At 38.0% G+C, this 12,790-nt stretch carries 12 protein-coding genes and 1 pseudogene; 9 read left to right on the top strand and 4 right to left on the bottom strand.

What is annotated here, in order from left to right:
* Window positions 1-6: 6 nt before the first annotated feature.
* A complete protein-coding gene (locus ACQKII_RS16770) occupies window positions 7-1,053 on the top strand; it encodes a beta-carotene 15,15'-monooxygenase (RefSeq protein WP_427461137.1) in 1,047 nt (348 codons plus the stop codon).
* A gap of 125 nt (window positions 1,054-1,178) precedes the next feature.
* Here the strand turns inward: ACQKII_RS16770 and ACQKII_RS16765 are convergent, their stop codons facing one another.
* Together ACQKII_RS16765 and ACQKII_RS16760 are read right to left on the bottom strand one after the other, a co-directional pair.
* Complete coding sequence (locus ACQKII_RS16765; RefSeq protein WP_427461135.1) at window positions 1,179-1,703, bottom strand: hypothetical protein; 525 nt, start codon at window positions 1,701-1,703, stop codon at window positions 1,179-1,181.
* 211 nt (window positions 1,704-1,914) lie between these two features.
* Window positions 1,915-2,379: a hypothetical protein gene (locus ACQKII_RS16760; protein ID WP_427461133.1), complete on the bottom strand. Its 465-nt coding sequence runs from the start codon at window positions 2,377-2,379 to the stop codon at window positions 1,915-1,917.
* Between the two features lie 433 nt (window positions 2,380-2,812).
* Here ACQKII_RS16760 and bioD point away from each other — a divergent pair, with 433 nt between their 5' ends.
* From bioD to ACQKII_RS16735, 5 genes are all read left to right on the top strand, one after another.
* On the top strand, window positions 2,813-3,517 hold the full coding sequence (gene bioD / locus ACQKII_RS16755; RefSeq protein WP_427461131.1) for a dethiobiotin synthase: 705 nt from the start codon (window positions 2,813-2,815) through the stop codon (window positions 3,515-3,517).
* Window positions 3,498-4,865, top strand: a complete 1,368-nt coding sequence (gene bioA / locus ACQKII_RS16750) for an adenosylmethionine--8-amino-7-oxononanoate transaminase (protein ID WP_427461129.1) — start codon at window positions 3,498-3,500, stop codon at window positions 4,863-4,865. Before bioD ends, bioA begins: the two co-directional genes overlap by 20 nt.
* 3 nt (window positions 4,866-4,868) lie before the next feature.
* Complete coding sequence (locus ACQKII_RS16745; RefSeq protein WP_427461127.1) at window positions 4,869-5,444, top strand: biotin transporter BioY; 576 nt, start codon at window positions 4,869-4,871, stop codon at window positions 5,442-5,444.
* Between the two features lie 182 nt (window positions 5,445-5,626).
* Window positions 5,627-6,622 carry a biotin synthase BioB gene (gene bioB, locus ACQKII_RS16740; protein ID WP_427461125.1) on the top strand — a complete coding sequence of 332 codons (996 nt, stop codon included), beginning with the start codon at window positions 5,627-5,629 and terminating at the stop codon, window positions 6,620-6,622.
* A 423-nt stretch (window positions 6,623-7,045) separates the two neighbouring features.
* The gene (locus tag ACQKII_RS16735) at window positions 7,046-7,168 is read left to right on the top strand and encodes a hypothetical protein (protein ID WP_369436162.1); all 123 of its coding nucleotides are present in this window, start codon (window positions 7,046-7,048) and stop codon (window positions 7,166-7,168) included.
* Window positions 7,169-7,412: 244 nt separating this feature from the next.
* On the opposite strand, the gene ACQKII_RS16730 is transcribed toward ACQKII_RS16735, so the two are convergent.
* Window positions 7,413-7,997: a LysE family transporter gene (locus ACQKII_RS16730; protein ID WP_427461123.1), complete on the bottom strand. Its 585-nt coding sequence runs from the start codon at window positions 7,995-7,997 to the stop codon at window positions 7,413-7,415.
* 113 nt (window positions 7,998-8,110) lie between these two features.
* Here ACQKII_RS16730 and ACQKII_RS16725 point away from each other — a divergent pair, with 113 nt between their 5' ends.
* A complete protein-coding gene (locus tag ACQKII_RS16725) occupies window positions 8,111-8,665 on the top strand; it encodes a helix-turn-helix domain-containing protein (protein ID WP_427461121.1) in 555 nt (184 codons plus the stop codon).
* Between the two features lie 140 nt (window positions 8,666-8,805).
* Here ACQKII_RS16725 and ACQKII_RS16720 read toward each other — a convergent pair whose 3' ends face one another.
* The gene (locus ACQKII_RS16720; protein ID WP_427461119.1) at window positions 8,806-9,969 is read right to left on the bottom strand and encodes a PLP-dependent aminotransferase family protein; all 1,164 of its coding nucleotides are present in this window, start codon (window positions 9,967-9,969) and stop codon (window positions 8,806-8,808) included.
* A 133-nt stretch (window positions 9,970-10,102) separates the two neighbouring features.
* On the opposite strand from ACQKII_RS16720, the gene ACQKII_RS16715 reads away from it, so the two are divergent.
* Both ACQKII_RS16715 and ACQKII_RS16710 read left to right on the top strand, forming a co-directional pair.
* Window positions 10,103-11,506: a PLP-dependent aminotransferase family protein gene (locus ACQKII_RS16715; protein ID WP_427461117.1), complete on the top strand. Its 1,404-nt coding sequence runs from the start codon at window positions 10,103-10,105 to the stop codon at window positions 11,504-11,506.
* Window positions 11,507-11,608: 102 nt separating this feature from the next.
* Window positions 11,609-12,358 (top strand): annotated as a pseudogene (locus ACQKII_RS16710) (formylglycine-generating enzyme family protein).
* The last annotated feature ends 432 nt before the right edge of the window (window positions 12,359-12,790 follow it).

Below are 12,790 nucleotides of genomic sequence, written 5' to 3'. Positions count from 1 at the left end.
TGTGAAATGATTGCTTTAAACAAGAGGCAAAATAGATGGCTAGTATTTTTATTAGTGGTGTTAGCAAGTAATTACACGCTTTATAACACAGGGATTGGTCTGTCGATTTTACCCGCTGAATCCAAAGGAGTTGTCATCGGATCACTCATTGATTTTCTCATTGTTATGCCGGTTTTATTTATGCTCTATAAACGTAAATTTTCTGTAAAGCAAGCGATTCTTTTAGCAGCTACTGGTTGCATTGCAGCACGCTTCATCATTCCGCTTGAGCATTTACAGCCATTTGTAGCGGTAACTTGGATCGGATTTGCGATTGAAGGTACAATCATTCTTTTAGAAATCTCACTGATTGCTTCACTCATATGTTATATGCCAAAAATATTAGCGGATGTAAGAGGAAGTGCATTACCTGATTTGTTTTCTTTCCCTAAAGCTGTTGAGAGACATACAGCAAAACAACCAATTATTCAAATGCTTTGTACAGATTTTCTAATGCTTTACTACGGTTTTGCAAGTTGGAAGAGGAAAGAACGAACAGGATTAACCTTGCATAAAAACTCTAGTTATATCGCTTTTCAAATTATGCTTATCCATGGAATTGTTATTGAAACAATTGGAATTCACTGGTGGCTTCATGAGAAGTCTATGATACTGTCTATATTATTGCTCATTTTGAATGTCTACTCTGTTGTATTTTTTATGGCTGATATGCAGGCAGTTCGTTTAAATTCTGTCTATGCAACGCATGATAAGCTTTATTTGTCCTTAGGTTTAATGAAACGTACGGAACTTCATTTTGGTAATATTGAAGAACTTGTTGAAGATATAGAACTTTTGGAAGGAAAATTGACCAAAGATACAATTGATTTTATTGCACGTGATTTTGGTGAGGCCTATCCACAATTTATTTTGAAGATGAAAGAACCAATTGACGTGACATTTATGCTTGGTATTAAAAAGAAGTATACAAAAGTGGCTATTAAAGCCGATCAAGTACAAGAGTTTAGAGAAATGCTTGTACAAGGAATGGAAAGTAATCAAGTGAAAATGTAATCGGTTGAGTCGGTATTTAAAATATTCATTAGTCCAAGATAATTATACAAACGGGTGTCCCAATCTAAGCAGGCACCTGTTTGTTTTTAAATTCTATTAAAATAGGAAGTCTATATATCCATTAACTATTTTTTACTAGGAAAAATCACATAAGAAATACTGATAATAGCATCAATCGTTAAAACGATTCCCCAGACTTTCATTACTTGAAATAAGGGAGATGTATCCGTGTTCGAACCAATAAACAGCGTCATGGCATATAATAATCCAGCGCCAATAATATAGGCTACAATATGGCGACCAAGCATGTTCATTTCATGCTTGCCTTTCGCCATACCTGTTAATGTTTCTTTTTCAATAGAGGCTTTTAAAATCCACTGCTGGAATTTTACATCCGCCCAAGAGATCATAGTTTTGCCATATGCAATGGAAACGCCTATATAAATGGCAGCGATACCGTGAGCTGTTGATGCTGGTGTACCCGCTTTTAAGTCCATTGCTGTAAGAAGCACAAGGAGTAAGTCAATAACAGGTGTAAGCGCAAAAAAGAAAATACTAAGTTTAGGCATTTTAAAGACATATCTACAAATCAGTCCTACTATTATGACAATCCAAAAGGCGATTTCCGCCGTAATAATCCAAGCAATCATAAATTCTCTCCTTTTTTTACTACACTTGTATTCATTAAAATACCATATAGTAGCAAAAACCACCTAATGATACATTCGCCTCCATTGCAGTAGGAAAAATTACCCGAAGTAGAGTTGGTGTGAAAGACAAATCCATTATTTAAACGCTGTGATCGATGGGCTTTGGACCGGTGGAGCAGGGGCGACTATTAAGACAATAGCCCATCTAGTATTAATCTAGATGGGCTATTGCATTTAGTATGTCTTCACTTACTGCCTCCCAAAATTGCTGTTGTACCGAGTCACAATAAGCATAGAGTTCTTTTTTTTGCACATGGTCATAGATCTCAGCAATCGTTTCTTTGTAAAAAAGAAGTCGATGATTTAAGGATTCTCGCTCATCTTCGATACAAAAATACTTATACATATCTGCAAGGCGCGCGAGCTTTGTACACTTTTGTTTTGTCGCCTCATACTGTGTTTGATGAAAACGTCCAATTGCACTGTGCATGGAGCTTTTCACGCGATGTTCGGCCTGTAATATTCGAAATTCCTCCTGGCGAATGGCCACACGGTACCAAAATTCATAACGCAAGGGTAAATCCTTGAGTTCGTAAGTAAGCAATGATTTAAGAATAAAACCAACATGCTCATATGTATCGAGGACCTTTTCAGATTCTTTAAATATGCCAAACATACAGCCACCTCCATGTATTTAAATACTACAGATGAAGTTCAAAATCCTTTCTATAGCAAATTAAAATGTTCTCAAACTAGGGAAATTGGGTACCGTTTAGACTTTAGTAGCGTGTTTCGCTGTTTATTGAGCTTCGCCTTTAGAGATAGGATGCCAAGAATCGCTGATAGATATTGTAATTGCGCTGATAGGATGACAAATATCCCTGATAGAACTCAAAAAATATGTTGATTGGCATCCACCTGCATAGGAACTTTCTTGTGTTTTTTAGGATAATAAAAAAAGATTACGATGAGTTATCGCAAAATTCTCTTTATTTTGTAAAGAAATGCAGTGTTTTTGTAGAAAAAGTGAAAGAGCATTTACAAAGTGAAAATAAATGTGTTAACTTAATTTGTGTAGTTGGTTAACTCAAAAGAGGGGGAGGTTAACGATGCAACATTTTTGGGTTGTTGGAACAGATACGGAAGTTGGTAAAACGTGTATTACCACATTATTGATGCGCCAATTACAGAAGCAGGGTCTTCGTGTCACACCGTACAAACCTGTACAAACTGGTGAAGTGTATCAGGATTGTAAATCCTATTACCACGATACAGCAATGTATGAAAAGTATTCGTTGCAAATGCTTGAACCAAAGAATTTGAATGGGTTTTCGTTTAAAGAGGCGGCATCACCTCATTTTGCGGCTCAACTGGAGGGGCAGCAAATAAATACCCATTACTTATTAAAGCAAATGCAGATGCTACAGCAATCAAATGATGTCGTTATTTGTGAAGGTGCCGGAGGTCTTTTTGTCCCACTAGACACAATCGGAGAAACGACACTCCTTGATGTCATTGTCCAAAGTAAACTACCGGTTGTGGTCGTGACACGGACAACACTCGGAACGATAAATCATACGCTTTTGACATTAGAGTCTTTACGGACACGTGCTATTGAAGTACTGGGTATCGTATTTAATGGTGATACAGGTAGTCAAATGGAGCAAAGTAATGTAGAAACGATATTGCAACATCATGCTTTACCATATGCAATCATTCCAAAGCTCCAGAATATTTCGGAGATTGTGGAATATGCCATCACAGACACATCATTGTTCGAAAGGCTGACCAGACATGAGACAAGCATTAACTGAATTACAGACAAGAGATTTGCAACATGTCTGGCACCCATGTTCGCAAATGAAGGATTATGAGCAGTTTCCACCAATTGTTATTAAAAAAGGACAAGGTGTTTGGCTTTACGATGAAAAAGATCAGCGTTATTTAGATGCAGTGTCTTCTTGGTGGGTTAATTTATTTGGGCATGCTAACCCGCGCATTAGTCAAGCTTTAAGCGAGCAAGCATTTACTTTAGAGCATGCGATTTTTGCGAATTTCTCCCATGAGCCGGCTATTAAGGTCGCAGAAAAATTAGTAGCTTTAACGCCAGAAGGTTTAAATAAAGTATTTTTTGCAGATAACGGCTCAGCAGCCATTGAAGTTGCATTAAAAATGAGTTTTCAATATCATATGCAAACTGGAAAAACATCTAAAAAACGATTTCTAGCATTAACGGATGCTTATCATGGTGAAACACTAGGTGCTTTATCAGTCGGTGGCGTAGATCTATATAACGAGCTGTATCAGCCACTTTTACTGGATACAGTGCGTGCACAGGGGCCCGATTGTTACCGTTGTCCTTTTCATGATCGTCCGGATTCATGCCAAGCCCAGTGTATTAGCTTTGTCGAAGATGCACTCGCAATGCACCATGCAGAAATTACAGCTGTCATTATTGAACCGCTTATTCAGGCGGCGGCAGGCATGAAAATGTATCCACCTATATATTTGAAGCAATTACGAGCGTTATGTACACAGTATAATGTGCATCTCATTGCCGATGAAATTGCTGTTGGTTTTGGCCGTACTGGAACGATGTTTGCCTGCGAACAAGCCGCTATTACCCCAGATTTTATGTGCTTATCGAAGGGGCTTACTGGTGGTTATTTGCCACTTTCTGTTGTTCTAACTTCGGATGAGGTCTATAACGCTTTTTATGATGATTACGGGACGATGAAAGGATTTTTACACTCACATAGCTATACCGGTAATACACTGGCTTGCCGCGTTGCATTAGAAGTATTGACAATGTTTGAGGAGGAACAGTATATCGACATTGTGCAAGAAAAAGGTGAACGCATGTATAAGCTAGCCATGGAAGCATTTAATCATCTTCCATATGTTGGGGAATATCGGCAAGTAGGGTTCGTGGGGGCAATTGAACTTGTTGCGAATGCTGTGACGAAGGAATCGCTGCCAAGTGAAGAACGGATCGGTTATCAAATTTATAAAAGAGCTTTAACAAAAGGATTACTTATTCGTCCTCTTGGCAATGTTTTGTATTTTATGCCTCCATATATCATAACCGATGACGAAATGCATTTCATGATTGAAACAGCAAAAGATACAATCGTGCAATTTTTTGCGGAACGGGAGGGATAAGGTATGCTACAACGACAATCAACTCTGTCACTCGTTATGATTGCGATGTTTGCTGCTATAACAGCCATAGGCGCATTTATTAAAGTGCCGCTACCAGTAGTGCCGTTTACATTACAAATAGTATTTGTCTTTTTGGCAGGATGTTTGCTCGGAAGTCGTCATGGATTTCAAAGTCAACTCGTCTACATTGGTATTGGATTGGTTGGTTTACCTGTTTTTACACAAGGAGGAGGCATCACATATGTATTGCAGCCCACTTTTGGTTATCTAATCGGCTTTGCCCTTGCTGCCTTTGTCATTGGTTTAATGTTAGAAAGAGTAGAGGTACCGACGAAAAAGCATTTTATCGCCGCTAATATCGTAGGGCTCATCATTATTTATGCGGTGGCAGTACCGTATTTATATGTATCATTGAACTTCTGGCTACACATGAAAACGAGCTGGACTCATATTTTCTTAGTTGGTTTTTTGAATAGCATTGTAGCAGACTTTTGCCTAGCAATTGCTTCTGCACTTTTAGCGGAACGACTTTATAAAGTATTTCAATCAGCAAGGTCAATCCATTATGCCTCAGCGTAATGGTTCCTGGTTCTTTGTTGACGGTGCGGTATAAGTATGGCGCTAATGTTGTCAATTAGCTTTCGAGCAGGCAAATTCTTCACCATAGCGTATAGGGACTTGTTCGCTAACTCATTTTTTTCGTCACAAAATCTCTGCTGAATAATGCTAAAAATAGAACAATTTGAAAAGGAGAATGTATAGTGGAATGGTTACAGCTAGCAGGAGAAGTCATTGCAGGAAAGATTATTAGCAAGGAGGAGGCATTGGCCATTTTAAATAGTGACGATGACGAACTATTAAAGCTAATGGACGGAGCCTTTGCTATTCGTAAACATTATTATGGTAAAAAAGTAAAATTAAATATGATTATGAATGCAAAAAGTGGTTATTGCCCAGAGGATTGTGGTTATTGCTCACAGTCATCCAAATCAACTGCACCGATTGATAAATATCCCTTCATTACAAAAGAGGAAATTTTAGCAGGTGCGAAACGAGCATTTGAAAATAAAATTGGTACATATTGCATCGTCGCAAGTGGACGAGGACCAACGCGAAAGGATGTCAATGTAGTCAGTGAAGCGGTTGAAGAAATTAAAGAAAAATACGGCTTAAAAGTTTGTGCCTGTCTTGGCTTATTGAAAGAAGAACAGGCGCAACAGTTAAAAGAAGCGGGGGTTGATCGTTACAATCATAACTTAAATACATCAGAGCGCCACCACTCTTACATCACAACTTCCCATACGTATGAGGATCGTGTCAATACAGTTGAAATTGCTAAGAAACATGGGATTTCTCCTTGCTCAGGTGCGATTATTGGCATGAAGGAAACGAAAGATGATGTGGTGGATATCGCACGTGCCCTCCATCAATTAGATGCGGATTCGATACCTGTCAATTTTTTAAATGCCATCGATGGTACAAAGCTGGAGGGCACAAAGGAATTAAATCCTCGCTATTGTTTAAAAGTATTAGCAGTATTCCGCTATATAAATCCAACAAAAGAAATTCGTATATCTGGTGGTCGTGAGGTTAATCTTGGGTCACTTCAGCCACTAGGAATGTATGCTGCAAATAGCATTTTTGTTGGCGATTACCTAACTACGGAAGGGCAAGAAGCGAATCGTGATTATCGCATGCTCGAAGATTTAGGTTTTGAAATTGAGTTAACACAAAAGCAAGAAGAAGTACTGTGCTGATCAAATCTATAATCCTTATTGAATAAATTTCTACTATTACAACTACTTAATTATCATCAAAAATTGAAAGACCGTATGTACTTCGTGGAAAAGGCGTGCATACGGTTTTGTATTATGTGGCGGTTAAATACGCGAAAGTGACGGATAAGAAAAAGGAACAAGCGAGTGGCTTTTGCTGGCTGGATTGTTCTTACACGCTGGTTGCATAATCTATGCCTAAAAAAATTGGGTTTTCACAAATTGTTCAATGAAAGCGTTTTGAATATGAACAGTTTGTGAAGGGCTTCACATACCTATTTCTTTTTTAAAAAATCGGCGTAGAATAGGAATTAAGCAAGAAGTTGTTATAAGGTAGTTCGATGAAAATTTCACATTTTTAGATGGTTGTTATATGACAAAACAAATTTGAAGGGAGATTTTACAATGTGGGTTATTACAGTTTTTGAGAAAAAGGATGTTCGTATTTTTGAATACACAGATAAAGTTGAGGCGACAAAAGCTTTAGCTAAATTTAAGAAAAATGCGGTTTTAACATATACAAAATAATTCATCATTGGATGTTCTGTCGATTGGGAATGTCCTGTGACTTAAGGTAAACATAATATGCTAAACAACACTATATTCTGCTAGATTTCCGCGGTAAACAGCAAACGCCTTCAGAGCCTGAGCATCTGGAGAAGTTTCCTGTTCACGCTCTCGTCGGAAAACTGGCAGATTTTTTTCTGTCGACCAAAAACTATAGGTGCTCCGGTTTTACACCCGTTATATCCCCTTGTTTTTTTTCTTCTTCCTAGGTCATAAGAATTGAAAAGGCACTGTACATTAATAAGACGGCCATGACGATATTAAACTGTCGTCTATATTGCAATAGCAGCTTTTGAAATGCAGAACCAAATAGACCCCAGCTATATGTACTCATCATACCGACCATTCCTAAAAATAATGAAAAAAGAAAATAGCTTAAGTAAGAAGAATGATATGGAAGGATGAAGGTTGCTACTACAGTAATAGCAAATAAAATGCCTTTCGGATTAACAAACTGTAACAACATACCTATTAGCAATAAATTGTTCGTACTTACAGTGTTTTCGCTGTCGCTGTCTTTGCTAGTAAGGATTTTATAGGCTAGATATAGCATATAACCTACCCCCACAATTGTTAAAGGACGTTCAATAATAGGCATAACCTTTGTTAGGGCAATATTAAAAAGACTACATAGTAAGGTAATGACGAAAAATCCTATGCCCACACCTAGACAAAATAGCATGCTTTTCTTTAATCCATGTTTATTTGCCAAAGCCATTGCCATGATATTGTTGGGACCTGGCGTAAAACTCGTTATAACAACAAATAACAAAAATGAAAATACAGGCATATTTGACCCTCCTATTATTTTGTATGTTATAATGACCGAAAAGGACGATATAACGATAGTCTTTTTATTATACACATCGACCGTTATATTGTACAAATTACAGGAGTGAGTTTATGGAAGAAATTCATCTTATTCTTGCAAGAAATCTAAAAGCGATTAGAGAGAAAGAGAAATTAAGTTTAGAAAAAGTTTCTCAATTAAGTGGCGTAAGTAAAACGATGATAGGTCAAATCGAAAGAGGGGAGTCAAGCCCAACTCTTACAACGATATGGAAAATAGCGAACGGACTAAAGATCTCTTTTACGGCCCTTATAAATAGTACACAGCCTGATGCGAAAGTTATAATAAGAGATGATATTCAAGTATTGTCTGAGGACAATGGAAAATATAGAGTCTATCCTTATTTTCCTTTCCAAGAAGATAACCGCTTTGAAATTTACACTATCGAAATTGAAAAGAACGGGAAATTAAGTGCAGATGCCCATCGAAAGGGTACTGAGGAATTCATCACGGTTTTTGATGGTGAAGTAACAATTTGTGTCAATGAAAGCGAGTATAAATTAAAAAGTGGAGATTCCATTAGATTTAAAGCAGATCGACCTCACACATATTGTAATCCTGGGGAATCATTGACTCGATTAAGCATGACAATTCATTATCCTAGTTAACTTGCTGTTCTTTAATTAATGGTGGTTTAGGATAAAAATAATCTATTTAAGGAAGCCTTTTTCTATTAAAAAGATTCATGCAATTGAAAAAACCGTATGAGTGTCATAGAGAGCGCTCATACGGTTTTTTAATTGCATGCTTATAAAATACTACCTAATCGTTTAATACCTTCACGGATGACTTCAGGTGTTGCGTTCGTATAGTTAAGACGCATTGTGTTCACATCGGTTTTAGAAGTGTAGAATGGGTCACCAGGAACGAAGGCAACCTTTTGCTCCATCGCTTTATGGAACAAGTCTAAAGATGAAGCACCATTATTCATAGTAGCCCAAATAAACATCCCGCCATCTGGTCGTGTGTAATCAACGTGTGCTGGGAAGAATTCCTGTATAGCTTCTAGCATAGCATCTGATTGATTTTTATATAATGAAATAATTTTTTTTACGTGCTCTGTATAGTCATTGTTTGCTAAGTAATCATAAATGACATATTGCGAAAAAATATTAGTGTGAAGGTCGGATGCTTGTTTCGCTGTTTCGATATGTTGCATTAATTCTTTGTTCTTTGTAATGATGAAGCCAAGACGCATACCTGGTGTGACCGTTTTAGAGAAAGAACCTAATAGAATACTATTTTCTAATTTACCAGCGCCAATGTAAGGAAGCGGCTCACCTTGGAAGCGTAATTCACCATATGGATCATCCTCGATTAATGCTACATCATATTTTGCAATAATCTCATAAATTTGTTCACGTTTTTCCTTAGAATACGTAAGTCCAGTTGGATTTTGGAAGTTTGGTACTGTATAGACGAATTTTACATTTGGTTGCTGTAAAGCATTCTCTAATTCTTCTAAGTTAAGCCCATCATTTTCAAGCGTTACACCATAGAAAGTTGGTTCACTTAATGTGAATGCTTGTATAGCGCCTAAGTAGCCAGGTTCCTCAATAACAATACCGTCACCTTTGTTAATGAGTACTTTCCCAATGAGTTCAAGCGCTTGCTGTGAACCTGTTGTTATAAATACATCATCAGCGCTGATATCTAAATCATGTAGACGTTTGTATTTGGCAGCAATATATTCGCGGAGTGGCGCATAGCCTTGTGTAGACGAATATTGGAATAGTTTGCTACCATTATCTCTAATTGCATGGTCAACGGATGCCTGTAAAGCATCGATTGGGAAAGAGATCGGGTTTGGAAGTCCGCCTGCAAAGGAAATGACATCTACTGCATCGGTTACTTTCAAAATGTTTCGGATGAATGAGGATGGTGTTTTTAAGATTCTTTCTGAATATTGCATAATTTATCGGTCCTTTTTTCTGATTTTTTAAAAATTATATCATTGTAATCATTTGCATACAATATTATCATTGTATGCAAGACAATTATAATATTGTATGCAAATGCACGAAGAGAAAGAAGGGGCTTGAAAAATGCCAGTTAATTCATTTGAAGAATATCCAATGAGCTGGAAGCCAGATATCAGCAATATTTCAGCGCCATTATATATAGCAATAGCCGAGCAGCTTGAACAAGATATTAAAGATGGGAAATTATCACCAGGGACGAAACTACCTCCACAAAGAGAGTTAGCCGATTTTTTAGATGTTAACTTAAGCACGATTACGCGAGCGTTTAAACTTTGTGGGCAGAAGGGGCTTATTTATGCTTCGATTGGGAGTGGCACGTTCGTCTCCTCGGATGCAGCCACGAATAAAATTTTATTACCGACAAGTAATTCCACGCATATTATTGAAATGGGTTCCGTGTTGCCAGAAAATCATGCGAACGAAGAAATTACACGTTACATGAAAAAGATGCTGAATGATCCTAATTTCAGTAAGTTATTTCAGTACGGACGACCAGAGGGAAATGCATGGCAAACTGAGGCAGCAACGAAACTGCTTGAAAAGGTCGGCTATCAAACCGATCAACCTGTATTGCTTGCAGCAGGAGGTCAAAATGCGATCGTTGGTACATTAGCGGCATTATTTCAGCCTGGGGACCGAATTGGCACAGATCCTATTACATATGCGGGTATTAAAACAGCGGCCAATATGCTTGGTATCCAACTTGTAGCCATTCAACAAAGAAATGGTGAGATGACAAGGGAGGGGCTATTATATGCTTGCAAGAACGAGCATATTAAGGGTCTTTATGTGATACCAGATTTTCATAATCCAACAACGCATACGATGTCTATGGAAACAAGGGAAATGATTGCGGAAGTAGCAAGGCAAACGGGTTTAATCGTAATTGAGGATGCAATCTATAGCTTGCTGAAGGACCAACCCCTTGCACCGATCGCCTCCTATGCACCTAATAAGGTGATTTATATTGCCAGTGTATCAAAGGCCATTTCGCCAGGGTTAAGACTATCCTTTATTGTCCCACCTACAAGCCTTCGGAAGAAAATTATGGAGACGCTTTATAATATTAATATTTCCGTATCTCCTGTAATGGTGGAACTAACGGCACGGCTGATTCAAGATGGCGTTGCACACACGATATTAGAGAAACACCGTGTGTATGCGAAGCAACAAAATGCGCTTGTGGATCAGTATTTACAGGGTTACACAGTTTTAGGGGATGGGGAATGTATTTTTAGATGGCTTATGCTCCCACATAAATTTACAGGTGTGCAGTTTGAGTTGCTCGCATCGCAGGCCGGCGTACAAGTATATGCGGCAGAACGCTTTGCTGTAGGGAACGCGAAACCGGTAAATGCGGTTCGTTTGGCAATAACGGCGCCAGAAAATAGTGCACAGCTTGAGCAAGCCCTATCAATATTAAAGGACTTACTCGAAAGTGATGGTGACTATGCATTTGTCGATTAACTAACAATCTCCATTGCAACAGTGTTTGATTAAACGATTATGATTATTTAAATGAAACTTAACTAATGAGCTTTTACATTAATTCAAGACTGGGAGTGAACAATGTTAGCTAACTTAGATGACTACTTAAGAGATGTAATGGTGTATATCCCTGAAGGAGCGACTTGCTTACGCGATTTTCGGAACGAGGAAAAATGGATTAGTTCTAACTATAAATTTGGATTGCCAGGTATTAGAAAGAATTTAAAGGAATTTATTTGGCATGTTGATATAGAGCCGTTTTATCTTGCCAAATATACGGTGACAGAAGAACTTTATGACATTATTCTGGGACAGAAAACGGCAATAACGAATGTGACTCGCAAACCGATAGTTAATGTTTCGTGGATAGATGCAGTGAATTTTTGTAATTTACTATCTGATGCATTGGGTTATGACAAGTTTTATGATGTGGATCATAAAAGTAAAGACGATGTAGTTTGCAATTATGGTACTAATGGTTTTCGTTTACCAACAGATGCTGAATGGCAATATGCATGTCAGGCAAATTCAAAAGGATATCGCTATGGTGGAATAGATGAAATTGCTTGGTATAAAAATAATTCTGAAGAACGAGTACACGAAGTTGGTGCGAAAATGCCTAATGATTGGGGCTTACACGACATGATTGGGAATGTTTAGGAGTGGTGCTGGGACCTATATGACACTGAGACCTTTGGTTCTTACAGAATAATTCGTGGAGGCAGTTGGGCAGAAGAACAACGGGGGTGTGGCGCAACTTGTCGACGCAAGAGTATGCCTGATTTTTATATAGATGATATCGGGTTTAGAATTGCTAGATCCATTGTTTGATGATAATTACAGTGGAGGACTCCCCCTATAGAGATACATCAATATAAAGTTAGGTAGTATTTAACAATAAACGACTTGGTTTTCTCTGCCACAGACTTCCCGCCGTCTTAGCGTTCTTAGTGAATCTGTATCGAGAATTTACAAGCAGGCAGCAACCCATTACGCGTTCTCTATTCGTCTCAGTCAAGGATCTTCAGCAAGTAATGGAAGTGGGTGTAGTCGAAGGATTTGCCACACAACTTTATCGCCTCGATGACCTTCTGCAAGATATACAATACATTAAATAACAAGTTAGAGGGAGTTGTTAAAGACAACTCCTTTCAGACTGTAGACAAACTGATCTGACCCAAAAAAGTTAGACAAATAATTTAAGCAGCTTCTAAGATCTGAGTCCGGTATTGTACCGGACTCAGATCTTTTAATTTTGCCTTC

Origin of the sequence: Lysinibacillus sp. NPDC048646, from assembly GCF_050272295.1 — a bacterium.
Taxonomy (GTDB): domain Bacteria; phylum Bacillota; class Bacilli; order Bacillales_A; family Planococcaceae; genus Lysinibacillus.
This window is presented reverse-complemented; position numbering and strand designations above follow the sequence as displayed.

What these genes read in the sequence shown, in the direction of transcription:
- ACQKII_RS16770 (WP_427461137.1), top strand. Translation starts at nt 7, where the DNA reads ATGATTGCTTTAAACAAGAGGCAAAATAGATGGCTAGTATTTTTATTA.
- ACQKII_RS16765 (WP_427461135.1), bottom strand. Translation starts at nt 1,703, where the DNA reads ATGATTGCTTGGATTATTACGGCGGAAATCGCCTTTTGGATTGTCATA.
- ACQKII_RS16760 (WP_427461133.1), bottom strand. Translation starts at nt 2,379, where the DNA reads ATGTTTGGCATATTTAAAGAATCTGAAAAGGTCCTCGATACATATGAG.
- bioD (WP_427461131.1), top strand. Translation starts at nt 2,813, where the DNA reads ATGCAACATTTTTGGGTTGTTGGAACAGATACGGAAGTTGGTAAAACG.
- bioA (WP_427461129.1), top strand. Translation starts at nt 3,498, where the DNA reads ATGAGACAAGCATTAACTGAATTACAGACAAGAGATTTGCAACATGTC.
- ACQKII_RS16745 (WP_427461127.1), top strand. Translation starts at nt 4,869, where the DNA reads ATGCTACAACGACAATCAACTCTGTCACTCGTTATGATTGCGATGTTT.
- ACQKII_RS16735 (WP_369436162.1), top strand. Translation starts at nt 7,046, where the DNA reads ATGTGGGTTATTACAGTTTTTGAGAAAAAGGATGTTCGTATTTTTGAA.
- ACQKII_RS16730 (WP_427461123.1), bottom strand. Translation starts at nt 7,997, where the DNA reads ATGCCTGTATTTTCATTTTTGTTATTTGTTGTTATAACGAGTTTTACG.
- ACQKII_RS16725 (WP_427461121.1), top strand. Translation starts at nt 8,111, where the DNA reads ATGGAAGAAATTCATCTTATTCTTGCAAGAAATCTAAAAGCGATTAGA.
- ACQKII_RS16720 (WP_427461119.1), bottom strand. Translation starts at nt 9,969, where the DNA reads ATGCAATATTCAGAAAGAATCTTAAAAACACCATCCTCATTCATCCGA.
- ACQKII_RS16715 (WP_427461117.1), top strand. Translation starts at nt 10,103, where the DNA reads ATGCCAGTTAATTCATTTGAAGAATATCCAATGAGCTGGAAGCCAGAT.